This is a genomic window from Aeromonas hydrophila subsp. hydrophila ATCC 7966 (assembly GCF_000014805.1).
GTDB classification, from domain to species: domain Bacteria; phylum Pseudomonadota; class Gammaproteobacteria; order Enterobacterales; family Aeromonadaceae; genus Aeromonas; species Aeromonas hydrophila.
Genome location: NC_008570.1, coordinates 1,073,582 through 1,097,551, shown reverse-complemented (window position 1 = coordinate 1,097,551; position 23,970 = coordinate 1,073,582). Strand labels below are relative to the sequence as shown.

Below are 23,970 nucleotides of genomic sequence, written 5' to 3'. Positions count from 1 at the left end.
CAGCTCAACCCATACGGCGCCATCAGGTGGCGCCGTCCTGATTTGCAATCAGATACGAAGAGTCCGCCATGTTTAAACCAGAATTGCTCTCCCCCGCAGGTTCCCTCAAGAACATGCGTTACGCCTACGCCTATGGCGCCGATGCCGTCTATGCCGGTCAGCCCCGTTACAGCCTGCGGGTGCGCAACAACGAATTCGATCACGAGAACCTGCAGCTCGGCATCAACGAAGCCCATGCCCTCGGCAAACAGTTTTACGTGGTGGCCAACATCCAGCCCCACAACTCCAAGCTCAAGACCTTCATCCGCGACATGCGTCCGGTGGTGGAGATGAAGCCGGATGCGCTGATCATGTCCGACCCCGGACTCATCATGATGATGCGCGAAGCCTTCCCCGACATGCCTATTCACCTGTCGGTGCAGGCCAATGCGGTCAACTGGGCTACAGTGAAGTTCTGGCATCAGATGGGCCTGACCCGGGTCATCCTCTCCCGCGAACTGTCGCTGGACGAGATCGAGGAGATCCGCATGCAGGTGCCGGAGATGGAGCTGGAAGTGTTCGTCCACGGGGCGCTGTGCATGGCCTACTCCGGCCGCTGCCTGCTCTCCGGCTACATCAACAAGCGTGACCCCAACCAGGGCACCTGCACCAACTCCTGCCGCTGGGAGTACAAGGTGCACGAAGGCAAGGAAGATGACGTGGGTCAGATCGTCCACCGTCAGGAGCCCATCGCCATCCGCCCGGACAACACCCTGGGCCTGGGCAAACCGACCGATGCGCTGGTGCTGCTGGAAGAGTCCAACCGCCCGGGCGAGTACATGAGTGCGTTCGAAGACGAACACGGCACCTACATCATGAACTCCAAGGACTTGCGCGCGGTCGAGCACGTAGAACGACTGACCAAGATGGGCGTGCACTCCCTGAAAATCGAAGGCCGCACCAAGTCCTTCTACTACTGCGCCCGCACCGCCCAGGTCTATCGCAAGGCGATCGACGATGCGGTAGCCGGCCGGCCGTTTGACCGCAGCCTGATGGGTACCCTCGAAAACCTGGCCCACCGCGGCTATACCGAGGGCTTCCTGCGCCGTCACAACCACAGCGAATACCAGAACTACGACTACGGCTACTCCGTCTCCGACACCCAGCAGTTCGTCGGCGAGATCACCGGTCGCAACGGTGACATGGTGGAAGTCGAGGTGAAGAACAAGTTCCTGGTGGGCAACAGCCTGGAGCTGATGACCCCGCAGGGCAACCTCAGCTTCAATCTGGAGCAGATGCAGAACCGCAAGGGCGAGCTCATCGACACCGCGCCGGGCAACGGCCACGTGGTCTATGTGCCGGTGCCGAAGGAAGTGGACGTGAACTACGGCATCCTGCTGCGCAACCTCGGTGAGCGCCAGGATACCCGTCAGCCGCACTCGGCCGCCTGAGATGGCACTGCTCATCACCGACAAGTGCATCAACTGTGACATGTGCGATCCCGAGTGTCCGAACCAGGCCATTAGCCTCGGCGAGGAGATCTACGAGATCGACCCCAGTCGCTGCACCGAGTGCGTCGGTCACTACGAGAAGCCGACCTGCATCAGCGTCTGCCCCATCGACTGCATCATCTGGGATCCCGCTCACGTGGAGACAGAAGATCAGCTGATGGAAAAGTTCGTGCGGATGCACCGGCAGTAACCTCTGCATCAGTGTCTACGACTCACAGGCATTAAGAAGAAGCCTCAGCTCGCGACAACATCATAAAAAAAGCCCCGCATACGGGGCTTTTTGACGTTTGGCGCTCACGGCACCTAGACGTATTCCATAAAGACGCGGGAGGTGAGCTTGGTGATGAGCTCGTAAGGGATGGTGCCGATCTGGTCGGCCACCCGCTCTACCGGCAGCCCTTCACCCCACAGCACCGCCTCGTCGCCAGCCTTGTCGGTGGCGCCGGGGCCGAGATCCACCGTGGTCATGTCCATGGAGACCCGACCCACCAGCGGCACGATGCGGCCGTTGACCAGCACCGGCGTGCCGTTGGGGGCCATGCGTGGATAGCCGTCGCCATAGCCGATGGCAATCACCCCGAGCCGGGTATCGCGATCCGACACCCAGTTGGCGCCATAGCCCACCGGCTCGCCCGCCTTGTGATCCCGCACTGCAATCAGTTGTGTCTTGAGGGTCATCACCGGCTGCAGGTCGTAATCGGCCGCCACCGTGTTGGGGAAAGGGGAGACGCCGTAGAGGATGACGCCGGGGCGCACCCAGTCGCAGTGGGAATCCGGCCAGGCCAGGATGCCCGCCGAGTTGGCCATGGCCCGCTCACCCAACAGCGGCGCGGTCAGCTGGCTGAACAAGTCGATCTGCTCGCGGGTGGTGGGCTGCTCCAGCTCATCGGAGCGGCTGAAGTGGGTCATGATGTTGAACGGTTGAACCACGTTCTTGCACTTGGCGAGGCGCTCGATAAAGGCCGGCATCTCGTCGGCCCGCACGCCGAGGCGGTGCATGCCGGTGTCGAGCTTGAGCCAGGCCACCACGGGAGCAGGCAGATCCGCCTGCTCCAGCGCTTCGAGCTGCTCCCAGGTGTGCACTGCGGTCTGCAGGTTGTTGGCCGCCAGCACCGGCAGGTCAGCCGCGCTGAAGAAGCCTTCCAGCAGCACGATGGGTTTGACCACGGCGCAGGAGCGCAGCATCAGCGCCTCTTCGATGCGGGCCACCGCATAGGCATCCGCATCCACCAGGGTGCGGGCGACCGGCAGCAGCCCATGGCCATAGGCGTTGGCCTTGACCACGGCAATGATCTTGCATTGGGGGGCGTGGCGTTTCACCACGGCGAGGTTGTGGCGCAGGGCCGCGGTATTGATTTGGGCGATAGCCGCTTTCATCTGTTTTCCCTTACGAGGGCATGATAACGCGCGAACGCGCCAGGCACCGGGGGGTGTCAGCCCTTAATTGTCATCGTCTAAGGCCGGACCGGCAGAATTGTCGAACCGGGAAAACTGTTTCTGGATACCGGGAGCAGGCTCCCGGCTTACTTAGTAGTCATCATCAAACGCCGGGCCCGCGTAGTTGTCAAAACGCGAGAACTGACCCTGGAAGGTGAGGCGCACCTGGCCGCATATTGGCACCGTTACGCGGCTTTGCAGCGATGACTTTCACCACTTTCTTTCTCTTCAGGATCACGCTGACGATGATCAGTAGTCATCATCAAACGCCGGACCCGCGTAGTTGTCAAAGCGCGAGAACTGACCCTGGAAGGTGAGGCGCACCCGGCCGCATATTGGCACCGTTACGCGGCTTTGCAGCGATGACCCTCACCACTTTCTTTCTCTTCAGGATCGCGATGACGATGATCAGTAGTCATCATCAAACGCCGGACCCGCGTAGTTGTCAAAACGTGAGAACTGACCCTGGAAGGTGAGGCGTACCCGGCCTATGGGGCCGTTACGCTGCTTGCCGATGATGATCTCGGCGATCCCCTTGTCGGGGCTGTCGTCGTGATAGACCTCGTCGCGGTAGATGAACATGATCAAGTCCGCATCCTGCTCAATGGAGCCCGATTCCCGCAGATCCGAGTTGACCGGGCGCTTGTCGGCCCGCTGTTCCAGGCTTCGGTTGAGCTGGGAGAGCGCCACCACCGGGCACTGCAACTCTTTCGCCAGCGCCTTGAGGGAGCGGGAGATCTCGCCGATCTCCAGGGTCCGGTTGTCAGAGAGCGCCGGCACCCGCATCAGCTGCAGGTAGTCGATCATGATCATCGAGAGGCCGCCGTGCTCACGGGCGATACGACGGGCGCGAGAACGCACGTCGGTCGGGGTGAGGCCGGAGGCGTCATCGATGTACATCTTGCCCTTCTCCAGCAGCAATCCCATGGTGGAGGAGAGCCGCGCCCAGTCCTCGTCGTCGAGCTGACCGGTTCGCACCTTGGTCTGGTCGATGCGCCCCACCGAGGCGAGCATACGCATGATGATCTGCTCGGAGGGCATCTCGAGGGAGAAGATCAGTACCGGCTTGTCGGCGGTGAGCGCCGCATGCTCGCACAGGTTCATGGCAAACGTCGTCTTGCCCATGGAGGGACGGGCCGCGACGATCACCAGATCCGAGCGCTGCAGGCCGGCGGTCATCTTGTCGAGATCACCGTAACCGCTCGATACCCCGGTCACCCCGTTGTGGGGCGTCTTGAACAGCTCTTCAATCTTGTCGACGGTCTGCTCGAGAATAAGCTTGAGCGGCTGGGGCCCCTCGTTGGCGCTGCTGCGCTGCTCGGCAATCTTGAATACCTTGCTCTCGGCCAGGTCGAGCAGATCGCCGGAGGTACGCCCTTGCGGCTCATAGCCTGCTTCGACTATCTCGTTGGCGACCGAGATCATCTCCCGTACTACCGCCCGCTCACGCACGATCTCGGCGTAGGCACTGATGTTGGCGGCACTCGGGGTGTTCTTGGCGATCTCCACCAGATAGGCGAAGCCACCGGCCTCTTCCAGCTGTTCGGAGCGCTCCAGCTCCTCCTGCAAGGTGATGAGGTCGATGGGATTGCCCGCGTTGGAGAGGCGGGTCATGGCCTGGAAGATAAGGCGGTGCGGGCGGCTGTAGAAATCCTTGTCGATCACCCGTTCGGCAACCCGATCCCAGGCCTCGTTGTCCAGCATCAGGCCGCCCAGTACGGACTGTTCGGCCTCAAAAGAGTGGGGAGGTACTTTCAGCTGTTGTGTCTTGGCGTCTTTTTTCGCCGTCACTTGCTCTGCCATACACATAAAAACCGCAGCGGGAAGGGGACGGGAATTTTACAAAAGAAACCCCGTCATCGCGAGTGCAAATGCACGCTATTCACTTCTGTCAGCCACAACCGCCCTCCTGATGGTTGCTGGCGCCGCCTGCCGATGAAATCCGTCTCGCATTCATACAATCATGAAGGGCCAGACCAGGGTCTGATCCTGCGGTTTGGCTCTCGCCTTGTTGCGCAGCTTGCGCTCCTTGCGGCTCGGTCGTCGACTTTTCATGGCCTGTCTCCTCGCAACGCCCCCGATCGGGGCAATCTGTTCATGAATAATTCATGCCAATCGTGTTAATCATAGTCGCAAGCTGCAATACAACGAGGGACAGGCAGCCTGCCATGCGCCTCGCTGAGCTTGCCAAAGCAGAGCATGCCCCACCCACTGATGAGAGTGAAAAGAGTCAAAATGAAAAAGATGCTGACCCTGTTTGCCGTGATCCTGGCCATTGGCCTGGGGGCACCCATTGCCGAGGCCAAGAAATTTGGCGGCGGCAAATCCTTTGGCAAGAGCTATAAAACGGCTCCGGCCCAACCGGCCGCCAAACCCGTCGACACCAAGAACCCCACCGTGGGCGCCCAGGCACCCAAGAAGGGCGGCATGATGGGCGGCCTGCTCGGCGGCCTGCTGGCCGGCGGTCTGTTCGCCTACCTGCTAGGCAGCGGCGCCTTCGAAGGTCTGCAAGGGATGGACTTCCTGCTGATCGCCCTGCTGGCACTGGGGGCCGTATTCCTGATCCGCACCCTGCGCAAGGGCAAGATGGCGGCGCCACAGCAACAGACGGCCTATGCCGGCTATCAGCCGCCCCAGAGTGCGGCGCCCCAGCAGTTCGAGCAGAACCACAGCGCCCCGCAGGCCACCGGTTTTGCCGACAGCGACGTGCCGTTCCGCCTGCCGCCAGGTTTTGACATGAACGGTTTCCTCGCCGGGGCTCGCGATCACTACCGCACCCTGCAGGAAGCCTGGAACAAAAACGATCTGGAAAAGGTACGCGAGTACGTGAGTCCTGAGCTGTTTGAACAGCTCAAGGCCGAGCGGGCCGAGCTCACCGGTGAGCAGCATACCGAAGTGATGTATGTGGACACCCAGCTGGTGCGCGCCGACTACGGCAGCGACTGGGCCCAGGTCAGCGTGCGCTTCAGCGGCCGCTACATGGATCGCCAGGAGCAGGTCGAGGAGGACATCAAGGAGGTGTGGCACCTCGAGCGCAACCTCGCCAAGGACAATGCCCCCTGGCATATCGTCGGCATCGAGCAGCTGTAAACGCGCTTTTCCTGCGATGACAAACAAAGGCGGCCTGCGGGCCGTCTTTGCTTTTTGGCATTTCCAACCCCCTGCGCCCGCCCATGCCGCCCCTTGTACCGGCTATGAGATTGAGGTGTGATTGTGTAGTATGACCGACCTTTTTTTGTTCAATTGACTCTTCATCGAGGCGTGGCCCATGGCTCTTCCCTTTCTGCGTCGCAGCAACATGCCTCGTCTCCTGGCCAGCCTGCTGTGCTGCGCCACCCTGATCCTCATCTCCCTCGTCACCCTCTACTGGCAGACCTGGTCGATGACGCGCCAGCAGGCCCAGACCGCCGCCGAACGCGCCATGACTCAGATCGACAGCGCACTGCACCACTCGACCCTGGCGGCCAAGGCGGCGCTGCCGCTGGCCAGCCGTCCCTGCCGCGAGGTGGCCCGCGAGCTGCGGGTGCTGGTCGCCACCTCCCCCTATGTGCGCTCGGTCAATCTATCCCGCAACGGTCGCCTCTACTGCTCCTCCATCTTCGACGAGATCGATCTCAAAGACCGGCTGCAGAACAGCCAGCACGAGCTGCTCAGACTGGAGGCGGTCACCCAGCTCGGACGCAAACCGTCGCTGCTGTTCTACCACCTGAGCGAAGGGGATCATGCGGTGGTGGTCGCCATCAACCCCTATCATCTGAGCAAGCCGTTGCAGTGGCACCTCGCCGGGCCCCACAGCTGGGTGCAAATCGGTGAGCAGTGGCTCGACCTGCAGGGCAAGGTGCACGATGGCCAACCGCCCAGGCTGCGGGGCTTCAATTACCGGCTCGACTCGGCCACGTTCGGCTACAGCCTCAACCAGGGGTTCCCGCTGAGTGCCGTACTGGCCATGACTCTGCAAAAGCAGGGCAGCATGGTGCTGCTGATCCTGGCCTTGGGGGGGCTGGCCGGCCTTGCCACCTACCGCTGGTGGAGCCATATCTCGACCCCAACCCAGGAGCTCAGGCGCGCCATCATCAAGCAGGAGTTCGTGCCCTATCTGCAGCCCATCGTCGTCAGCCAGAACGGCCAGCTGCATGGCTGCGAGGTATTGATGCGCTGGCAGCACCACCGCCAGGGGCTGATCCGGCCGGATCTCTTCATTCCGCTGGCGGAGGAGAGCGGCCTCATCATCCTGATGACCCAGACCCTGATGCAGCAGGTGCGGCTGCAGTTCGCCCCCCATGCGGCGGCGCTGCCGCCCCGCTTTCACTTCAGCTTCAACATCTGTGCCCGCCACTGCCAGCAGCTGAGCCTGCTGGATGACTGCCGCAGCTTTCTCGCCGCCTTCACCGCCAACCCGATCACCCTGGTGCTGGAGCTGACCGAGCGCGAGCTCATCACCCCCAACCACCTCACCGAGCGGCTGTTTGAGGAGTTGCGGCAGATGGGGGTCAGGATCGGGCTGGACGACTTTGGCACCGGCCACTCCAGCCTCACCTATCTGCAGCAGTTTCACGTGGACTATCTGAAGATCGATCAGAGCTTCGTCGCCATGATCGGCACCAACGCCCTCTCCCGTCATATTCTTGACAGCACCATCAGCCTGGCGACCCGGCTGGGGCTGCAAACCATCGCCGAAGGGGTCGAGACCCAGGAGCAGGCCGACTTTCTGGTCGAGCGGCAGGTCGATTACCTGCAGGGCTACCTGTATGGCCGCCCGCTCACTCCGCAGCAATTTCTGCAGCAGCTGAGCCCCACGCCTGCGCCTTGAAGCTCCTCTGACGCCAATGGGGTTGCATTGACACCCATGCTGGCGGAAAATCCCCGCCGCGCCTTCCTCTGCTCTGCCAAATAGAGCAAACGTTTATTTGCTTTATTAATGTGCAGTAGCTCAAAGGAATCAGCTCTGTTTATTTCCAATTATTACTTTTTGCCTAGAATCGCCACACTCCTGTCATGCAGGAACGATATACAGGACTATAACAACAAGAGGAATATTACCGATGAAGAAGACGCTACTGGCCGTCACCGTCTCTATTACCCTGTTCGGGCTGACCGCCTGCAATTCAGAAAACAGCAGCAAGGAACATATTCCGCTGGATCTGACCATTGCCCACATCAATGATACCCACGCCCACCTCGACCCGACCGAAAATGCGCTGGCGATCCAGCCCACCGGCCAGGAGCTGTTCAAGTTCAACGCCAAGCTGGGCGGCTATCCGCGCCTGAAGTTCAAGCTGGACGAGCTGCGCAGCCAGGCTGCCAACGAGGGCCGCAACTTCATGGTGCTCAACGGTGGTGACGCCTTCCAGGGCACCCTCTATTTCACCCAGTTCAAGGGTGAAGAGGAGTCCCGGCTGCTCTCCGACATGGGTATCGATGCCATGGTGCTCGGCAACCACGAATTCGATCTGGGCAACCAGGCTATTAAAGACTTTGTCTCACGGGTGAATTTCCCGGTATTGGCTTCCAATATGGTGAAATCCAGTAGCGCCACCCTGAAGGACAGTGAAAATATTCATGAATATGTCATTAAGGAAGTCAATGGCGAGAGCGTGGGTATTTTCGGGCTAGTGCTGGAAAATATGCATGACATCTCCTCACCGGATACCGACACCAAATTCCTGCCGATGATTGAGACCGCCCAGAAAATGGTCGACACCCTCAAATCCAAGGGTGCCAACAAGATCATCATGGTCACCCATATCGGCCTGCAAAATGACCAGGCGGTCGCCAAGGCCGTCAACGGCATCGACCTGATCGTCGGCGGTCACTCCCAGACCTTCCTCGGCGACATCACCGAGCTCAACAGCATCGGCTACACCGCCCACAACCAGAACCCGGCCGACGACAATACCTATGCCCAGATCGTCAGCAACCCGGACGGTGGCAAGACCTGTATCGTGCAGGCCGGTGAATGGGCCAAGGGCTACGGCCTGGTCAACGTCTCCCTCAGCAAGGAAGGCCAGCTCACCAAGTGCGAGGGCCGCAACACCCTGATGACCGGCGACGACTTCACCAAGGAAGTGGCCAAGAAGAAAGTGCCGCTCAGCGGCACCGAGCAGACCAACGTGGTCGACTTCATCAACAAGTCCCCGGTCATCGAGATCGTGCCGGAAAACACCGCCATGCGCGATGTGATCGACACCGAATACAAGCCGGCCGTGGCCGAGCTCGAAGCCAAGATCATCGCCGACGTACCGACCAAGCTGACCCACGTGCGCGTGCCGACCACCCCGGACGGCGCCGGCCTCATCGATCCTCTGGTGGCCGAGTCGCTCTACTGGAAGCTCAACAAGCTCAACACCAAGGTCGACTTCACCATCCAGAACGCCGGTGGTGTGCGTGCCGACGTGAACGCGGGCCCGCTCTCGGTCGGTTACGTGATGGGTACCCTGCTGCCGTTTGGCAACAAGATCGCCGCCTTCAACCTCAAGGGCAAGGACGTTCGGGCCACCCTGGAGTACGCCGTTGACTACTCCATCGGTCTGGAGACCGGGATCGCTGCTTCCAGCGGTGCCTTCCCCTACGTCGGCCACCTGAGCTACACCTACGACGGCAAGCTGGCCAAGGGCTCCCGCATCACCAAGCTGGAACTGCTGGACGCCAACGGCCAGTGGCAGCCGCTGGATGACGAGAAGGTGTACCGGGTCGGTGCCAACACCTACATCGCTTCCGGCAAGGATGGCTACAACGGCCTGCTCAAGCGTGAAGAGCTGCCCAACAAGGGTGACTACGTCGACTCCGGCGTCGGTGAGAACGAGATGTTCATGGAGTACGCCGAGTCCCAGGGCACCCTCAACCCGCTGCCCTACGCGACCGTGACCTACTACAAGCCCTGATCCGGCTCACAAGCTGTTGCAACGGCGCCTGAGGGCGCCGTTTTTATGGCATACTCCCCGCCAATCGATGCCGAGGAGACCCTTTGATGGCGAAGTACGACAAGATTTCCCCCGAGACCCAGCAGGAGGCGATGAAGATTGCCCGTGCCAACCAGAAGCCGGGGCAGACCAAGGAGCAGACCCAGCTGATCGCGCAGGGGATCCAGAAAGGCATAGACGAATACAAGAAACAGATGAAGGTGCGGGCCCGCGAGGCCAGCCGTCAGAAAAAGCTGCAGGCCAGGGCCAAACAGTCCCACGCAGCGCCGCAGGATGAGGAACCGGACGACATCGTCGAGCTGGTCGAGGTTTCCCGCCAGCATCCGCTGCCCTGGCTGCTGCTGGCCATCAGCTGGCTGGGCTTTGCCGCCTGGTTCTGGCTTCGCTGAAGCCCAGGCCGACAAACCTTTGCCCGGGATCTGCTTCACAGCCCGGGCCCTTGTGGCTGGTCATCCCCGCCCCGGGCTGATTAAATCCCGCCACTGCTGCTCACGCCTTTTTTCAGGATACCCGTTATGAACCCGGCTCCACTCTACCTGCTGGCACCCCTGGTGCTCTTCATCGTGACCCTGTTGCTCTATCGCATCTCGCCGCTGCGCGCCGTTGCGGCCGGCAGCGCCCGCTGGTTTATTCTGCCGGCCTTCACCCTCTTCATCCTGCTCATCATCATCAATGGTGCGGCAGACCCCAGCCTGCGCAACCCCGCCTTTCACTGGCTGATGCCGGGGCTCGGTTTCGCCCTCAGCCTGTTCCCGGCCCTGCCCAAGGCGCTGGTGCCGCGCCTCGCCATCAAGGAGGGAGCCTTCGCCGCCCTCGGCCTGATGTTGATGAGCCTGGCCATGGTCTACTGACCGGCTCGCCACTGATGCAAACATGACTCAAGGGGCACTCTGTGACGGGGGCCCCTTGTACAAACAATGGCCAGCAGGCATCTTGGGGGGAGGATAGCCAGCAAGGAGGCCAAATGGACAATCCGCCCGATTTCATGGCGCAGTGGGATTATCGGGCTCCCGCCGCCAGCGCCCCGCGTTTTCATGCCCTGTTGCCCGAGGCGCGCGCCGCCGCCGATCTGCAGTACGAACTGGAACTGCTCACCCAGATAGCCCGCACCCATTCGCTGCAACGCCAGTTTGCACAGGCGCACCAGCTGCTCGACGAGATAGAACCCCGCCTCACCGACGCCACTCCGCGAGCCCGCCTGCGCGCCCTGCTGGAGCGCGGCCGCACCTTCAACTCCGCCGGCGACAAGGCCAGCGCCAAGACGCTGTTTGAGCAGGCCTGGCAGCTGGGGCTCAAGCACAAGGAGCTCTATCTCGCCATCGATGCCGCCCACATGATCGCCATCGCCGCGCCGCTGGAAGAGCAGAGCCGCTGGCATCAGCTGGCGATGGAGCTGGCCGAGCGCAGTACCGATCAAAAGGTGCGCGGCTGGCTCGCCACCCTCTACAACAACCAGGGCTGGACCCTGTTCGAGCTGGGTCGTTTCGATGAGGCCAGAGGCTTCCAGCAAAAATGTCTGGCCTGGCACGAGCAGCACAACAACCAGGCCAAGGCCTTTATCGCCCGCTGGAGTCTGGCCCGCCTGCTGCGGGCCCAGGATCAGCACGAACAGGCGCTGGCCGACCTGATGCAGCTAAAGGCCGATATGGCGGCCGCCGGGGTGGCGGAGGATGGCTATCTGTTCGAGGAGCTGGGGGAGAATGCGCTGGTACTGGATGATCCGGCGGCAGCCGAATACTTCTCCCGTGCCTGGTTCCTGCTCTCGCAGGATCGCTGGCTCAAGGCCAACGAGGCCGAGCGGCTGGCCCGCCTCAAGCTCTTGGCCAAGCTCTAGCGAGCGACCGCCACAAACGCTGCGGGGCGGCCAATCGGCCGCCCCGCACATTTATCCCCCGGGAGGGTGACCCCCTCCCGACGCCGGCCTCACGCCAGACTCGCCTCTTCCCAGCCCTGTTTCTTGCGATAGATGGTGGAAGGGCTGATCTCCAGCAACGCCGCCGCCTTGGGGATGTTGCCGTCACAGCTGGCGATGGCCTGCTCTATGGTCTCTTTCTCCACCAGCCAGAGCGGGCGGATCGGGGCATTGGCCACCACCACGGCACCGCTGCCGGTCGCGGCCGCAGCGGGGATCGCCGCCAGCAAGCTGGCACGGCTGCCGTTGAGCGGGGGCGGCAAGATGTCGGGGCTCACCAGCTCGCGATCGTTGAGCACCACTATGTTGCGCACCACGTTCTGCAGCTCGCGCACGTTGCCGGGCCAGGGGTAATCGAGCAGCACCCGCGCCGCCTCGGCATCGAAATCCTTGAAGCGCTTGTTCTCTTCCTTGGCATAACTCTGCAGCAGGGTTCGCGCCAGCAGCAGTATGTCCTCGCCCCGCTCGCGCAGCGGCGGCAGGCTGAGGGGGATGACGTGCAACCGGTAGTAGAGATCCTCGCGAAAACGCCCCGCCTTCACCTCCAGCAGGGGATCGCGGTTGGTGGCGCAGACGAAGCGCACGTCCACCGTCTCCAGCTTGCCGCTGCCGACCCGCTGCAGGGTACCGGTCTGGATGAAGCGCAGCAGCTTGCTCTGCAGGTCGAGATCCATCTCGCAGATCTCGTCCAGAAACAGGGTGCCGCCATCCGCCAGGCTGGCCGCCCCCTTGCGATCCCCCTGCGCGCCGGTGAACGACCCCTTCACGTGGCCGAAGATCTCGCTTTCCATCAGGTCGTGGGGAATGGCGGCGCAGTTGAGGGCGATGAAGGGCTGCTCGCGACGGGGGCTGCACTGGTGGATGGCCTCGGCGCACACCTCCTTGCCGGTGCCGCTCTCGCCGGTGATGAACACGGTCGCCTTGCTCGGCGCCGCGCTCTCGATGATGCGATAGACCGCCTGCATCGGCATGGAGGCACCGATGAAGCCGGCAAACGAGCTGCGCTCGAAGTTCTCCCGGTACTGGGCCACCAGCGAGCTGAGCTGCTGGTGCTTGAGGGCATTGCGCGCATTGGCGCACAGCCGCTTGCCGTCGAACGGCTTGGTCAGAAAGTCGAAGGCGCCGAGCCGCATCGCCTCCACCGCCACATCCACCGAGCCGTGGGCGGTGATCACCACCACCGAGCAGGGCAGCTGCTGTTCGGTGATCTGCTGCAGGATGTCCATGCCGGACATGTCTGGCAGCTCGAGATCCAGCAGCACCACCGGCGGCGGGCTGCTCAGCAGCTGCGCCAATGCCTGCTGGCCGCAATCGGCCCGCAGCACCTCGTAGCCATCCTGGGCCAGATACTGTTCATAGACCACCGCCAGACTGCGGGTATCTTCCACCAACAGGACTCGAGGTTTGCTTTCCGCCACGGGAGCCATCCTTGCAATTGATTTTGTTGTCTATTTCGGGTGTCGCTCGCCATGTTAGCACAGTTGGCGATACTCTCTTTTATCCCGCCATTCGGGCGGAGTTACAAGTAAAAACGGCTCCCTAAGGAGCCGTTTTTTCAACGTTTTCCGCTTACTTCTTGGCGTTGTCGCCATCGGCAGCCGGCTTCTCGATAGCCAGCAGCTCAACGTCGAATACCAGCACGGCATTGGCCGGGATGGAACCCGCACCGTGCTCGCCATAGGCCAGCTTGGACGGCAGGAAGAACTTGAACTTGGAACCGACCGGCATCAGCTGCACGCCTTCGGTCCAGCCCGGGATCACCTGGTTGAGCGGGAAGGTGGCCGGCTCGCCGCGATCGACGGAGCTGTCGAACTTGGTGCCGTCGGTCAGGGTACCGGTGTAGTGGACCTTGACGATGTCGGTGGCCTTCGGCTTGGCGCCGGTACCCATCTTCTCGACCTGGTATTGCAGACCGGATTCGGTGCTCTTCACGCCCTCTTTCTTGGCGTTGGCAGCCAGGTACTCTTCACCCTTCTTCTGGTTTTCCACGGCATCCTTGTCAGCCTTGGCCTTGGTCAACTCGTTGATCTTGGCGTCGTACTGCTGCAGAACCTTCTGGATCTCCTCGTCGGTCATCTTGGCTTCTTTGCCCAGACCGTCGGTCACACCCTTGAGGATGACGCTGTTGTCCAGCTTGATGCCGAGTTCCTGCTGACGTTCCAGGGTATTGGCGATATAACGACCCATGGAGAGGCCAATTGCATAGCCGGATTGCTCTTCAAAGCTCTTGGCTTCAGCCTTGGGGGCCTCTGCCGGCTTGCTGGCTTCTGCCTTGACCTCTGCGGTATTCGCAGCAGTCTTCTCGTCTTTTTGGCAAGCAGTCAGACTCACGGCAACTGCCGCGGCCAACAGGGACACCTTCAGAAAATTGTTCATCAGTTTCTCCAAAACTCTAAATACCGCTCTCGGTTCCTTCGTGAAATGAGAGGTTTATCGTGATAAGCGCCTTATACTAACGCCGTGATCGCAGGTAACGAAAGCATGAGACAGGAAAAATGATAAAAAGTGCCATTTATCTCGTCGCGATTTGCCTGATGCTGACAGGCTGCGAACAGAGCTCATCGCCGGACCGACAACTGACCCTCGCCAACCAGGGGCTGCTGAGCGCCGATCTGGCCAGCGACGGCAAGCAGGCCATCGTCTCCAGCCTGAGCCAGGGCACTGTGGTGTGGGACCTGGAACAGGGCAAGGAGCGCTGGCGCTGGCGCCAGTCCGACAATCCGGACAACTTCATCATCATCACCCGTTTCTCGGCGGACGACAGCCACGCCGTGACGGCCACCCCCGACAGTTTCGGGATCTGGCGCCTGCAGAATGGCCAGTCGCAAGGCTACTATTCGCTTCCTGAATCCAGGCTGAGGGACATCGCCCTGTCGGCCGACGGTCGCCAGGTGCTGATCGGCCGGGAAGACGGCAAGGCGGAAGTGGTGGATACCCGCACCGGCCGCCGGCTGCAGTTTCTCGGCCACACCGAGCAGGTCAACACGGTGGATCTCTCCCCCAACGGTCGTTACGCCCTCACCGGCGGCAACGACTACAGCGCCTACCTGTGGGACACCCGCAGCGGCCAGGTGGTGTGGCGCTTCAACCATGCCGGTCGGGTGGTGCTGGCCCGGCTCGACCCGAGCGGACGGCTCGCCTTCACCGCCGACAGCCGCCAGGCCAGCATCTGGGATCTGACAACCGGCAAGGAGCTGAGCCGGCTGCAGTTCGATCACCGCTTCGAGGTCTACACCGCGGCGCGTTTTGCCAACGACGGCAAGTGGCTCATCACCGGCGCCCCCTCCCGCCAGCTCTCCCTGTGGCAAGTGAGCGACGGCAGCCTGCTGCAGAGCTGGCGCGTCTCGCCCCATCCCAGGGTGAAACCGCCGAGCGCAGTGGTCTACGGCGTGGCTTTGCGCGACAATAGCCACCTTGTCAGCGCCAGCTCCAGCGGCCTGGCCGAAATCTGGACTATCAAGTAAGGACCAAAAGGCCCATGAGTCAGCAATTAAACGATCGCCTCGAAACCCTGGAAAGCCGCCTCGCCTTCGCCGAATACACGGTGGAGCAGCTCAACGACGAGGTCACCACCCAGGGCCGCGAGCTGGATCGGCTCAAGCATCAGATCCAGCTGCTGGTGGACAAGCTGCAGAGCGTGCAGCCGAGCCAGATCGCCAGCATGGCCGAAGAGACCCCGCCACCGCACTACTGATGAGTGCCAGCCATAAAAAAACCCGCGCCAGGCGCGGGTTTTTTTATCATCGGCAATGCCGTGATCAGTGCTGATGGCCCTTGCCACCGCAACCGCCGCCACCGCAGCAGCCGCCGTGACCGTGGTCGTCGCCGTGGTCATGACCGTGATCGTGGCCGTGATGACCACCACCGCAGCAACCGCCGTGCTCATGACCGTGGTCGTGATCATGGTCGTGGCCATGATCGTGACCGCAACCACCGGCACCGTGAACGTGGCCGTGGGCCAGCTCTTCGGCAGTGGCGGCGCGCACGTCCTTGATCTCGACCTTGAAGCCCAGGGTCACGCCGGCCAGCGGATGGTTGCCATCCACCTTGACGAACTCTTCGGACACTTCGATCACGGTCACCGGGCGGTGGCCGTCGTCGGTCTCGGCCACAAAAGTATCCCCTTCAGACACTTCCATGCCGTCGAACAGCTCGCCGGGCACTTCCTGCACCAGGTTCTCGTCGTACTGGCCATAGGCCTGCTCCGGCGTCAGGGTGACGTCGAACGCCTCGCCCACGCTGCGACCTTCCAGCTCGGCTTCGAGGCCGGAGACCAGATAACGGGTACCGTGCAGATACACCAGAGGCTCTTTACCGACAGTGGTGTCGATGACTTCACCGTGTTCGTCGGTGACCGTGTATTCCAGCGTAACCACGCTCAGGGGAGCTACTTTCATGTCAGGGATCCTGCGGATAGAAAAAAACGGGCCCAGAATACCTCAAAAAGGCAGACAAGCATATGGTCGGTCCGGCTTCAGCGTGATGAAAAAGCCATCAACAGCGACCAGCCTGACCGGCGTGCCATCACCTTGAGGCACGGCACTCACTCGGGACGAAACACACCGATTACCTGTTCCGTCTCCCGGGTCACCTTGTCCACCTCGGCCTGGGTCTGTACCTGGGTATCCCCGCACTCGACACAGGTCACCTTCTCGACTCCATGCTCCATATACAGCATCATGGTGTCCATTTTGCCGCACGCCGGGCAAACCGCACCGGCAATGAAGCGTTTTTTACGTCTGGTTTCCATTTTCGTTACCTCCAGGCAGCATCATATCAGGGTTTTTACATGCATCACGCCATCGAATATCAGCATTTTTCCACTTCGCATCTGCAAGTCGGTGCCCGCAAGCGCGTGCCGGTGGGCCAGCTGCTGCGGATCACCCGGGGCGCGGCGCTGCTGCGACTCGGCGCCCATGAGTGGCTGATGCCGACGGGAAGCCACTTATGGCTCTGTGCCGATGCCCTGGCCGCATTCACCCCGCTGGCGGGCTGCCAGCATGATCTGCTGACCTGCTCGGTACGCGTGGAGCAGCCAGAGCGGGCGGGCTGGCTGCAGCCCACCCCGCTGCTGGCGGCGCTGCTCGACGGCCTGGCCCAGTGGCAGCGCCCCCGCGACTGGCAAGGTGCCTATGGTCACCGCTTGCAGGTAATTCTCGATGAGCTGCCGACCTGCCCCATTGCCTCCCAGCCAGACAATGCCCTGCAGGCCGCCTGGCAGGCGTTGGCAAACGGTCAGGAGGGCAGCGATGCGGCATGGCAGCAATGTCTGGTGCAGCGTGGCCTCAGCGACCCGGCGCTGGCGGGCGATGCGCTGCGCGCCCAGTGGCAGCTGCTGCAGGCGGTGCGGCTGCTCAAGAGCGGCAGCCAACGCGCCCAGGTGGTGAGCAAGCTGGGTTACGGGGATGAAGCCGCGCTCGCCCACGCCTGCCAGCAGTGGCTCGGCACCCCGCTGGAGGCGTTGCAGGCGCGCTGAACGCCCCGCCCATGAGGGCCCCAGGCAGTGCGCACAGGTGCGGATTGCGGCAATAAATGGATGAAATGAGTCCAGTTTTGCGGCCAATGGTCGTTAATAACCACAAGGCCATTTCTTCTATAATCCTTTATGCTAGGGGCCTGAATTGACTGATACCGTTTTGACTCACAGGACATCTGCCATGAAAAGCAAGGCCAACCAATCCCAGGGCATGTTGCTGTTTCATCTCTCGGCCAAGCAATCCTTCGCCATCGGCACCCTCAAGGTGAAAGAGATAGTGCCCTACACCCAGCTGACGGCCATGCCGCACTCGCACCCGACCGTGCTCGGCGCCGCCAGCATGCGTGGCACCACCATCCCGGTGATCGACATGGCCATGGCGGTGGGTTATCGCCCGATCAGCAAGGAAGAGATGCCGCACTGCTTCATCATCATCACCGACTGCCGCCGTACCCTGGTGGGCTTTCTGGTGCGCGGCATCGACAAGATCACCGAGTGCAACTGGCGCGACATTGAGCCGCCGCCCGCCACCCTCGGCCACAACGTGTTCGTCACCGGCGTGACCCGGGTCAATGACCAGCTGATCCAGCTGCTGGACGTGGAGCTGATCCTCTCCCGGGTCTATCCGGACGATCCCAGCCACCTCTACCCGGTGCTGACCGACGTGCAGCGGGAGCGGATCAAGCCGATGCGGATCCTGCTGGTGGATGACTCCTCGGTCGCCCGTCGCCAGCTGATGGCGGCGCTGGATTACATCAACATCCCCTATGAGGTGTGCACCAACGGCAAGGATGCGCTGACCCTGATGCAGACCCGCGCCAGCCAGAAGACCCCCATCGACATCCTGGTGAGCGACATCGAGATGCCGGGGCTCGACGGCTATGAGCTGGCCTTCGAGGTGCAGAGCGACGCCAAACTGGCGGGCGCCTACATCATCCTGCACACCTCGCTCTCCAGCGAGATAAGCGTAGAGCGGGCCCATCAGGTGGGCGCGCACGAGGCGCTGACCAAGTTTGAAGCCAACGAACTGATCCAGGCCATGCTGCGCGGTGCCGAGCACCACGACAGCCTGCCAGCCTGATCCCGACGGCGAGAAGCCCGGCTTCTCGCCGTTGCCTTTTCTGCCCCTGTCACCCCGCGGACCCAGCATGCTGATCGAAAGCCACTTCCACGCCCCCTGGTGGGCGCGCAATCCCCATCTGCAAACCATTTTGCCCAAGTGGCTGCGCCGGCAACCGGCCCGCTTCGTGGCGGAGCGCTTCGAGCTGGCGGATGGCGACTTCGTCGATCTCGCCTGGAGCGGCGAGATCAGCCGGGATGAGCGGCCGCTCATCGTGCTGTTTCACGGGCTGGAGGGGAGCATTCACTCCCACTATGCCAAGGGACTGTTCGCCCACCTGCAACGCCAGGGCAACGAAGCGGTGCTGATGCACTTTCGCGGCTGCAGCGGCGAGCCGAACCGGCTGCTGCAGGCCTATCACTCCGGCGCCATCGAGGATGCCCAGGCGCTCATCGCCGAGCTGGGCCGCCGCTTTCCCGGCAAGCCGCTCGTCGCCATCGGCTATTCGCTGGGGGGCAACATGCTGGTCAATCTGCTGGCGCGCGCCTGCCCGAGCGAGCTGACGGCGGCGGTGGTGATCTCGGCGCCGCTGCGGCTGGACAGCTGCGCCGATCGGGTCAATCAGGGCTTCTCGCGGGTCTATCAGAGCTATCTGCTGCGCACCATGCGCCACAACCTGCAGCAGAAGATCCAGCGGCAGGCGGCGGCCGGTGCCCGCTGGCAACCGCAGCAGGTGCGCGCCATCGCTACCCTGCGCGACTTCGATGAGCAGGTCACGGCGCCACTGCACGGTTTTGACAGTGCCGATCACTACTATCAGCGCTGCTCGGGCCTGGGGATGCTGGCACGGATCCCCATCCCCACTCTGATGATCCACGCCGCCGACGATCCCTTCATGACCGAGGCGGTGATCCCGCAGGCCGAGCAGCTCTCACCCATGGTGCGCTACGAGCTGAGCCGCCAGGGCGGCCACGTGGGCTTTCTGCACGGTACACCCTGGCGACCGCGGTTCTGGCTGGAAGAGCGGATCAGCCAGTGGTTGCAGGAGCAGACTCAGGGGGCGAGTCGATAGCCGTTGCGGCCAGCCTCCTTGACCTGATAGAGCGCCTCGTCGGCGCGCACCAGCATGTCGGCGATGCCATCCTGCCCCCCGTGCCACAGGGCAATGCCCTGACTCACGGTGACCCGATCCGACACCTCCGACAGCGCATGGAGGATGCCTCGCTCGGCCAGCGCGGCGGCAATGCGTTTGGCGATGGCGCTGGTGGCCAGCGCATCGGCACCGGGCAATAACAGCACGAACTCCTCCCCGCCATAGCGGGCCACCACGTCAGCCGGCTGGCGAATGGCCTCGCGCAGGCAGTCGGCCACCGCGATCAGGCAGTTGTCCCCCTGCAGATGGCCGTAGTGATCGTTGAAGCGTTTGAAGAAGTCCACGTCCAGCAGCAGGATGGCAAACTCGCCGTGCCGCTCTCTCGCCTCCTGCAGGATCTGCTCGCCGACGTTGTCGAAATGGCGCCGGTTGGCCAGCCCGGTCAGCGGGTCCCGCTTGGCCATGGCATCGAGCTGGCGGGCCAGGGTCAGGTTCTCGTGCTCACGGGATACCGCCAGCTCGAACCAGCCGTTGAGCATCCGCCTGCCCGTCTCCAGCATGATGATGAGGCAGCCCACCGCCATCCAGTGCACCGCCGGAAACGGCACCTTTACCAGCAGCGCCTCCAGCAGCAGAAACAGCAGCGGCGGGGTGCTGAAGCAGTAGAACAGCCGCACCTCGCAATAGAGCGCCACCAACGCCGTCATCAGCAGCATGCCGATGAGATCGAACGCCAGGCTGAAACCGCCTCTCAGCTCCACCAGGGCGATGGCGTAGCCGAGCAGCGCCCAGCCAGTCCCCCACAGCAGGGCACCGGCACGCAGGCAGGGCTGCCAGATGGCGGGGGGCTGACGGGAGAGCCAGTGCCAAAACAGCGGAAACGACAGGCAGGCCAGCGTCATCAGCACCAGCTGCACCTCGTAGCTCCAGGGCAGTACCCGGGCCACCACCAGATGGGCGTCCTGATAGACATAGAAGCGCGCCAGCAGGAACAGGATCGCTAGCTGGTTGACGGCCCAGAACCAGCGCAACCCCTTGCTCAGGGCGTGGCGGCGAGACTCATACAGATGGTGATCGAGGTGGCTGGAGAGACGACGTTGTTCATCAGAGAGCATGTTCATACCTGCTTGCTGCCATATAAATCCCTTGCGCTTGCTGCCGACAGATAGACAATACCCGCTCTCTGGTAACGGAAGATGAAACCATGATTATCCCCTGGCAAGAGCTGGATGCAGACACCCTCAACAACCTGCTCGAACACTTCGTGCTGCAAGAGGGCACCGAGTACGGCGAACATGATGTCAGTCTGGCCGACAAGGTCGCCGATGTCAGGACACAGCTGCAGCAGGGGCTGGCCGTGATCGTTTACAGCGAGCTGCACGAAAGCGTGAACATAGTACCCAAGGCGACCCTAGACCGGGCTCAGGTGGACGATATACCGGAATAGCCGGCCCATTGCCATCCCGATCTGGGTCTTGCCAGCCGGGCCGACACGTTGGCGGCACGAACCCGACAGTTCCCGCCGGGCTGGCGCGCCCTTTTCAGAAAATAAAAATGGCCTTCCGCACTGGCGGAGGGCCATTTTTATTGTGAGCAGAGTGAGCTCTGCCGGATGTTATGCATTGATTGGTGCCCCGCGGCAATATGCTGCGGGGAAATAGGCCATATCAATACCGGTTTAATTAATAGTGGCGAGCCATGCAGAGAACCTGGCCATAGCGGCAATATAAAATTAATAAAGTGAATCAGCTCACAACATTAAATAAATATGACAACGACGCTCACCGACAATAGTGACGAAAATAGTCTTGTTCAGCGTGAAGATATGCCGCACTGCCATGGCACTGAAACATGGTGGCAGCGTGGCATGGTCTTTTTATTTCATTACCGATTCGCCCCGCCCGATGGCGTAGTAATGAAAACCATGATCTTTCATCCGGCCCGGATCAAACAGGTTGCGGCCATCGACGATCAGCGGATGGCGCAACGCCTGCTTGATGGCGGCAAAATTGGGGGCCTTGAAATGGTTCCACTCGGTGCAGATCACCAGGGCATCCGCACCAAACAGCGCCGCCTCCTTGGTGCCCATCAGCCGCAGCTTGTCACAGTTGCCGTAGATCTGCTGGGCCTCCTGCATCGCCTCGGGATCGTAGGCCTGCACGGTCGCCCCGGCCTGCCACAACGCCTCCATCAAGGCCCGGCTCGGCGCCTCGCGCATGTCGTCGGTGTTGGGCTTGAACGCCAGCCCCCACAGGGCGATGGTCTTGCCGGCCAGGCTCTCCCCTTCGGCGCAAAAGAACGCTGACAGCAGCTGAAACAGCCGCGATTTTTGCAATTCGTTGACTCGCTCCACCGCCCGGATCAGCGGCGTGTCGTACTCCAGCTCCTGGGCCGTGGCCAGCAAGGCTTTGACATCCTTGGGAAAACAGGAGCCGCCATAGCCACAACCCGGGTAGATGAACTGATAGCCGATGCGCTGATCCGAGCCTATCCCCTGGCGCACCATCTCGATGTCGGCGCCGACCCGCTCGGCCAGCCCGGCCATCTCGTTGATGAAGCTTATCTTGGTGGCCAGCATGCAGTTGGCGGCGTACTTGGTCAGCTCGGCGCTGCGCACATCCATGAACAGGATGCGATCGTGGTTGCGGTTGAACGGCTCGTAGAGCTCGCGCATCAGCTGGCGGGAGGCCTCGTTGGCGGTGCCCACCACGATGCGATCCGGCCGCAGGCAATCCTGGATGGCGGAGCCCTCTTTCAGAAATTCGGGGTTGGAGACCACGTCGAAGGTGAACGACTGATCCCGCTGCTGCAGGATGGCGTTGACCCTGGCGGTCACCTTGTCGGCGGTGCCCACCGGCACGGTCGACTTGTTGACGATGATGACGGGCCGATCGCGATACTGGGCGATGGTCTCGGCCACCGTCAACACGTGGCTCAGATCGGCGGAACCATCTTCCCCCGGTGGCGTGCCTACCGCCAGAAACTGCACATCGCCGTGTTTGACGGCCAGCACGGCGTCCGTGGTGAACACCAGGGAACCGCTCTTGATGTTGCGCTGCAGCAGGGATTCGAGACCGGGTTCATAGATGGGCACCTGCCCATCCATCAGGGCTGCCACCTTCTGTTCATCGACATCGACACAGATAACCTGATGACCGACGTCGGCCAGTACGGTGGCCTGAACCAGGCCCACGTAGCCACTTCCAAATACAGTAATGTTCATATTGATACAACCAAAATGTCAGAGAAGATGTAATTTGGAAAAACAAGAGTTGGGGGGGTTATAAATATTTATCACATTACCTAAGATGACCGCACCAGTTAATTGTTACCAGCTGTTTCTGGACCATTGCAGGCCCGCTTTTATATCCGTATGTTGAGTAAAACAGTTTGGGGGAGCCCAATTTAATGGGCGCTGATTAATATTCTTCGTTGGATCTCTTATGCAAGATTTTCTGCCATTTTCGAGGCCCGCCATCGGTGATGCCGAGATAAGTGCTGTCTGTGACGTATTGAAATCGGGCTGGATCACCACGGGCCCGAAGAATCATGAACTGGAACAGCAATTCTGCGACACATTCGGCTGCCAGCACGCGGTAGCGCTCTGCTCCGCCACCGCCGGCATGCACGTCACCCTGCTGGCGCTGGGCATAGGCCCGGGAGATGAGGTGATCACCCCCTCCCAGACCTGGGTCTCCACCATCAACATCATCACCCTGCTGGGGGCCGAGCCGGTCTTCGTCGACGTGGACCCGGATACCCTGATGACCAGCGCCGAGCTGATCGCGCCGCTCATCACCGCCAACACCAAAGCCATCATCCCGGTCCACTACGCCGGTGCCCCGGTCGATCTGGATCCGATCCTGGCGCTGGCCCGCCGCCACGGCATTGCGGTCATCGAGGATGCCGCCCACGCGGTCGGCACCCGCTACCGGGAGCGCTGGATTGGCGCCAGCGGCACCGCCATCTTCTCCTTCCACGCCATCAAGAATCTGACCTGCGCCGAAGGGGGCATGCTGGTGACCGACGACAAGGCGCTGGCGGACAAGGTTCGGATGCTCAAATTCCACGGCCTGGGGGTGGATGCCTTTGATCGCATGAGCCTGGGCCGCAAGCCGCAGGCGGAGGTGATCACCCCGGGCTTCAAATACAACCTGGCCGACATCAACGCCGCCATCGCCCTGGTGCAGCTGGCACGGCTGCCCGAGCTCAACGCCAAACGGGCCGAACTGGTGGCCCGCTATCAGGAGCGACTGGCCGGTCTGCCGCTGGCGCCGCTCGCCGTGCCGGGCTACCCCCACCTGCACACCTGGCACCTGTTCATGGTGCGAGTCGACCCCGATCGCTGCGGGCTCGACCGGGATCAGCTGATGCAGGCATTGCAGGAGCGCGGCATCGGTACCGGTCTGCACTTTCGGGCAGCCCATACCCAGAAATACTACCGTGAACGCTATCCGACCCTCAGCCTGCCTCATACCGAGTGGAACTCGTCACGCCTGTGCACCCTGCCACTCTTCCCGGACATGACGCTGGCCGACGTCGACCGCGTGGTCGCGGCTCTTATCGACATATTGGAGTAATG

23 protein-coding genes are annotated in these 23,970 nt (G+C 61.9%); 15 read left to right on the top strand and 8 right to left on the bottom strand.

Annotated elements, in window-relative coordinates; translation table 11 throughout:
- Nucleotides 1–68: 68 nt before the first annotated feature.
- Both trhP and AHA_RS05095 read left to right on the top strand, forming a co-directional pair.
- A complete protein-coding gene (gene trhP, locus AHA_RS05100) occupies nucleotides 69–1,430 on the top strand; it encodes a prephenate-dependent tRNA uridine(34) hydroxylase TrhP (protein ID WP_011704950.1) in 1,362 nt (453 codons plus the stop codon).
- A 1-nt stretch (nucleotide 1,431) separates the two neighbouring features.
- Nucleotides 1,432–1,680, top strand: coding sequence for a YfhL family 4Fe-4S dicluster ferredoxin (locus AHA_RS05095; protein ID WP_005334896.1), 249 nt, complete (start codon nucleotides 1,432–1,434; stop codon nucleotides 1,678–1,680).
- Nucleotides 1,681–1,793: 113 nt separating this feature from the next.
- Here AHA_RS05095 and alr read toward each other — a convergent pair whose 3' ends face one another.
- Together alr and dnaB are read right to left on the bottom strand one after the other, a co-directional pair.
- Nucleotides 1,794–2,867, bottom strand: a complete 1,074-nt coding sequence (gene alr, locus AHA_RS05090; RefSeq protein ID WP_011704949.1) for an alanine racemase — start codon at nucleotides 2,865–2,867, stop codon at nucleotides 1,794–1,796.
- Between the two features lie 468 nt (nucleotides 2,868–3,335).
- Entirely contained in the window at nucleotides 3,336–4,730 is a 1,395-nt protein-coding gene (gene dnaB / locus AHA_RS05085; RefSeq protein WP_011704946.1) for a replicative DNA helicase, read from the bottom strand.
- A 432-nt stretch (nucleotides 4,731–5,162) separates the two neighbouring features.
- Here dnaB and AHA_RS05080 point away from each other — a divergent pair, with 432 nt between their 5' ends.
- The 6 genes from AHA_RS05080 to AHA_RS05055 all read left to right on the top strand — a co-directional run bounded on the left by AHA_RS05080 (nucleotide 5,163) and on the right by AHA_RS05055 (nucleotide 11,681).
- Nucleotides 5,163–6,017 carry a Tim44 domain-containing protein gene (locus AHA_RS05080; protein WP_011704944.1) on the top strand — a complete coding sequence of 285 codons (855 nt, stop codon included), beginning with the start codon at nucleotides 5,163–5,165 and terminating at the stop codon, nucleotides 6,015–6,017.
- Nucleotides 6,018–6,195: 178 nt separating this feature from the next.
- The gene (locus tag AHA_RS05075; protein WP_011704943.1) at nucleotides 6,196–7,737 is read left to right on the top strand and encodes an EAL domain-containing protein; all 1,542 of its coding nucleotides are present in this window, start codon (nucleotides 6,196–6,198) and stop codon (nucleotides 7,735–7,737) included.
- A gap of 232 nt (nucleotides 7,738–7,969) precedes the next feature.
- Nucleotides 7,970–9,808 carry a bifunctional metallophosphatase/5'-nucleotidase gene (locus AHA_RS05070; protein WP_011704942.1) on the top strand — a complete coding sequence of 613 codons (1,839 nt, stop codon included), beginning with the start codon at nucleotides 7,970–7,972 and terminating at the stop codon, nucleotides 9,806–9,808.
- A gap of 86 nt (nucleotides 9,809–9,894) precedes the next feature.
- On the top strand, nucleotides 9,895–10,236 hold the full coding sequence (locus AHA_RS05065) for a DUF2956 domain-containing protein (protein ID WP_011704941.1): 342 nt from the start codon (nucleotides 9,895–9,897) through the stop codon (nucleotides 10,234–10,236).
- A gap of 126 nt (nucleotides 10,237–10,362) precedes the next feature.
- Nucleotides 10,363–10,698 carry a hypothetical protein gene (locus AHA_RS05060; protein ID WP_005303968.1) on the top strand — a complete coding sequence of 112 codons (336 nt, stop codon included), beginning with the start codon at nucleotides 10,363–10,365 and terminating at the stop codon, nucleotides 10,696–10,698.
- Between the two features lie 113 nt (nucleotides 10,699–10,811).
- The gene (locus tag AHA_RS05055) at nucleotides 10,812–11,681 is read left to right on the top strand and encodes a tetratricopeptide repeat protein (RefSeq protein ID WP_011704940.1); all 870 of its coding nucleotides are present in this window, start codon (nucleotides 10,812–10,814) and stop codon (nucleotides 11,679–11,681) included.
- A gap of 89 nt (nucleotides 11,682–11,770) precedes the next feature.
- Here the strand turns inward: AHA_RS05055 and AHA_RS05050 are convergent, their stop codons facing one another.
- Complete coding sequence (locus AHA_RS05050; protein ID WP_011704939.1) at nucleotides 11,771–13,177, bottom strand: sigma-54-dependent transcriptional regulator; 1,407 nt, start codon at nucleotides 13,175–13,177, stop codon at nucleotides 11,771–11,773.
- A 151-nt stretch (nucleotides 13,178–13,328) separates the two neighbouring features.
- On the bottom strand, nucleotides 13,329–14,135 hold the full coding sequence (gene fkpA, locus AHA_RS05045; RefSeq protein ID WP_011704938.1) for an FKBP-type peptidyl-prolyl cis-trans isomerase: 807 nt from the start codon (nucleotides 14,133–14,135) through the stop codon (nucleotides 13,329–13,331).
- 119 nt (nucleotides 14,136–14,254) lie between these two features.
- Between fkpA and AHA_RS05040 the strand changes: the two genes are divergently transcribed.
- Both AHA_RS05040 and AHA_RS05035 read left to right on the top strand, forming a co-directional pair.
- Complete coding sequence (locus AHA_RS05040) at nucleotides 14,255–15,223, top strand: WD40 repeat domain-containing protein (protein WP_011704937.1); 969 nt, start codon at nucleotides 14,255–14,257, stop codon at nucleotides 15,221–15,223.
- Nucleotides 15,224–15,237: 14 nt separating this feature from the next.
- A complete protein-coding gene (locus AHA_RS05035) occupies nucleotides 15,238–15,453 on the top strand; it encodes a SlyX family protein (RefSeq protein ID WP_011704936.1) in 216 nt (71 codons plus the stop codon).
- 64 nt (nucleotides 15,454–15,517) lie between these two features.
- Here the strand turns inward: AHA_RS05035 and AHA_RS05030 are convergent, their stop codons facing one another.
- On the bottom strand, nucleotides 15,518–16,156 hold the full coding sequence (locus AHA_RS05030) for an FKBP-type peptidyl-prolyl cis-trans isomerase (protein ID WP_011704935.1): 639 nt from the start codon (nucleotides 16,154–16,156) through the stop codon (nucleotides 15,518–15,520).
- Nucleotides 16,157–16,302: 146 nt separating this feature from the next.
- Nucleotides 16,303–16,509 carry a YheV family putative zinc ribbon protein gene (locus AHA_RS05025; RefSeq protein ID WP_011704934.1) on the bottom strand — a complete coding sequence of 69 codons (207 nt, stop codon included), beginning with the start codon at nucleotides 16,507–16,509 and terminating at the stop codon, nucleotides 16,303–16,305.
- 39 nt (nucleotides 16,510–16,548) lie between these two features.
- Here AHA_RS05025 and AHA_RS05020 point away from each other — a divergent pair, with 39 nt between their 5' ends.
- From AHA_RS05020 to AHA_RS05010, 3 genes are all read left to right on the top strand, one after another.
- Nucleotides 16,549–17,235 (top strand): hypothetical protein, encoded by a 687-nt coding sequence (locus AHA_RS05020; protein WP_115586404.1) that lies wholly within the window; start codon nucleotides 16,549–16,551, stop codon nucleotides 17,233–17,235.
- Nucleotides 17,236–17,416: 181 nt separating this feature from the next.
- The gene (locus tag AHA_RS05015) at nucleotides 17,417–18,316 is read left to right on the top strand and encodes a chemotaxis protein (protein ID WP_011704932.1); all 900 of its coding nucleotides are present in this window, start codon (nucleotides 17,417–17,419) and stop codon (nucleotides 18,314–18,316) included.
- Between the two features lie 67 nt (nucleotides 18,317–18,383).
- Complete coding sequence (locus AHA_RS05010) at nucleotides 18,384–19,367, top strand: hydrolase (RefSeq protein ID WP_164927557.1); 984 nt, start codon at nucleotides 18,384–18,386, stop codon at nucleotides 19,365–19,367.
- Here the strand turns inward: AHA_RS05010 and AHA_RS05005 are convergent.
- Nucleotides 19,349–20,509 carry a sensor domain-containing diguanylate cyclase gene (locus AHA_RS05005; RefSeq protein WP_164927556.1) on the bottom strand — a complete coding sequence of 387 codons (1,161 nt, stop codon included), beginning with the start codon at nucleotides 20,507–20,509 and terminating at the stop codon, nucleotides 19,349–19,351. The two genes, AHA_RS05010 and AHA_RS05005, sit on opposite strands and share 19 nt — an antisense overlap.
- An 83-nt stretch (nucleotides 20,510–20,592) precedes the next feature.
- Here AHA_RS05005 and AHA_RS05000 point away from each other — a divergent pair, with 83 nt between their 5' ends.
- Nucleotides 20,593–20,835 carry a YheU family protein gene (locus AHA_RS05000; RefSeq protein ID WP_011704929.1) on the top strand — a complete coding sequence of 81 codons (243 nt, stop codon included), beginning with the start codon at nucleotides 20,593–20,595 and terminating at the stop codon, nucleotides 20,833–20,835.
- Between the two features lie 429 nt (nucleotides 20,836–21,264).
- Here AHA_RS05000 and AHA_RS04995 read toward each other — a convergent pair whose 3' ends face one another.
- On the bottom strand, nucleotides 21,265–22,611 hold the full coding sequence (locus AHA_RS04995) for a UDP-glucose dehydrogenase family protein (RefSeq protein WP_011704928.1): 1,347 nt from the start codon (nucleotides 22,609–22,611) through the stop codon (nucleotides 21,265–21,267).
- A 220-nt stretch (nucleotides 22,612–22,831) separates the two neighbouring features.
- On the opposite strand from AHA_RS04995, the gene arnB reads away from it, so the two are divergent.
- Complete coding sequence (gene arnB, locus AHA_RS04990; protein ID WP_011704927.1) at nucleotides 22,832–23,968, top strand: UDP-4-amino-4-deoxy-L-arabinose aminotransferase; 1,137 nt, start codon at nucleotides 22,832–22,834, stop codon at nucleotides 23,966–23,968.
- The last annotated feature ends 2 nt before the right edge of the window (nucleotides 23,969–23,970 follow it).

Excerpts from the sequence above, each read along its gene's own strand:
- AHA_RS05060 (WP_005303968.1), top strand. The coding sequence starts at position 10,363 with ATGAACCCGGCTCCACTCTACCTGCTGGCACCCCTGGTGCTCTTCATC.
- AHA_RS05095 (WP_005334896.1), top strand. The coding sequence starts at position 1,432 with ATGGCACTGCTCATCACCGACAAGTGCATCAACTGTGACATGTGCGAT.
- AHA_RS05000 (WP_011704929.1), top strand. The coding sequence starts at position 20,593 with ATGATTATCCCCTGGCAAGAGCTGGATGCAGACACCCTCAACAACCTG.
- fkpA (WP_011704938.1), bottom strand. The coding sequence starts at position 14,135 with ATGAACAATTTTCTGAAGGTGTCCCTGTTGGCCGCGGCAGTTGCCGTG.
- AHA_RS05035 (WP_011704936.1), top strand. The coding sequence starts at position 15,238 with ATGAGTCAGCAATTAAACGATCGCCTCGAAACCCTGGAAAGCCGCCTC.
- AHA_RS05005 (WP_164927556.1), bottom strand. The coding sequence starts at position 20,509 with ATGAACATGCTCTCTGATGAACAACGTCGTCTCTCCAGCCACCTCGAT.
- AHA_RS05030 (WP_011704935.1), bottom strand. The coding sequence starts at position 16,156 with ATGAAAGTAGCTCCCCTGAGCGTGGTTACGCTGGAATACACGGTCACC.
- AHA_RS05055 (WP_011704940.1), top strand. The coding sequence starts at position 10,812 with ATGGACAATCCGCCCGATTTCATGGCGCAGTGGGATTATCGGGCTCCC.
- AHA_RS05025 (WP_011704934.1), bottom strand. The coding sequence starts at position 16,509 with ATGGAAACCAGACGTAAAAAACGCTTCATTGCCGGTGCGGTTTGCCCG.
- AHA_RS05075 (WP_011704943.1), top strand. The coding sequence starts at position 6,196 with ATGGCTCTTCCCTTTCTGCGTCGCAGCAACATGCCTCGTCTCCTGGCC.
- AHA_RS05070 (WP_011704942.1), top strand. The coding sequence starts at position 7,970 with ATGAAGAAGACGCTACTGGCCGTCACCGTCTCTATTACCCTGTTCGGG.
- AHA_RS05020 (WP_115586404.1), top strand. The coding sequence starts at position 16,549 with ATGCATCACGCCATCGAATATCAGCATTTTTCCACTTCGCATCTGCAA.
- dnaB (WP_011704946.1), bottom strand. The coding sequence starts at position 4,730 with ATGGCAGAGCAAGTGACGGCGAAAAAAGACGCCAAGACACAACAGCTG.
- AHA_RS05080 (WP_011704944.1), top strand. The coding sequence starts at position 5,163 with ATGAAAAAGATGCTGACCCTGTTTGCCGTGATCCTGGCCATTGGCCTG.
- AHA_RS05015 (WP_011704932.1), top strand. The coding sequence starts at position 17,417 with ATGAAAAGCAAGGCCAACCAATCCCAGGGCATGTTGCTGTTTCATCTC.
- AHA_RS05010 (WP_164927557.1), top strand. The coding sequence starts at position 18,384 with ATGCTGATCGAAAGCCACTTCCACGCCCCCTGGTGGGCGCGCAATCCC.
- arnB (WP_011704927.1), top strand. The coding sequence starts at position 22,832 with ATGCAAGATTTTCTGCCATTTTCGAGGCCCGCCATCGGTGATGCCGAG.
- AHA_RS05065 (WP_011704941.1), top strand. The coding sequence starts at position 9,895 with ATGGCGAAGTACGACAAGATTTCCCCCGAGACCCAGCAGGAGGCGATG.
- AHA_RS04995 (WP_011704928.1), bottom strand. The coding sequence starts at position 22,611 with ATGAACATTACTGTATTTGGAAGTGGCTACGTGGGCCTGGTTCAGGCC.
- AHA_RS05040 (WP_011704937.1), top strand. The coding sequence starts at position 14,255 with ATGATAAAAAGTGCCATTTATCTCGTCGCGATTTGCCTGATGCTGACA.
- alr (WP_011704949.1), bottom strand. The coding sequence starts at position 2,867 with ATGAAAGCGGCTATCGCCCAAATCAATACCGCGGCCCTGCGCCACAAC.
- trhP (WP_011704950.1), top strand. The coding sequence starts at position 69 with ATGTTTAAACCAGAATTGCTCTCCCCCGCAGGTTCCCTCAAGAACATG.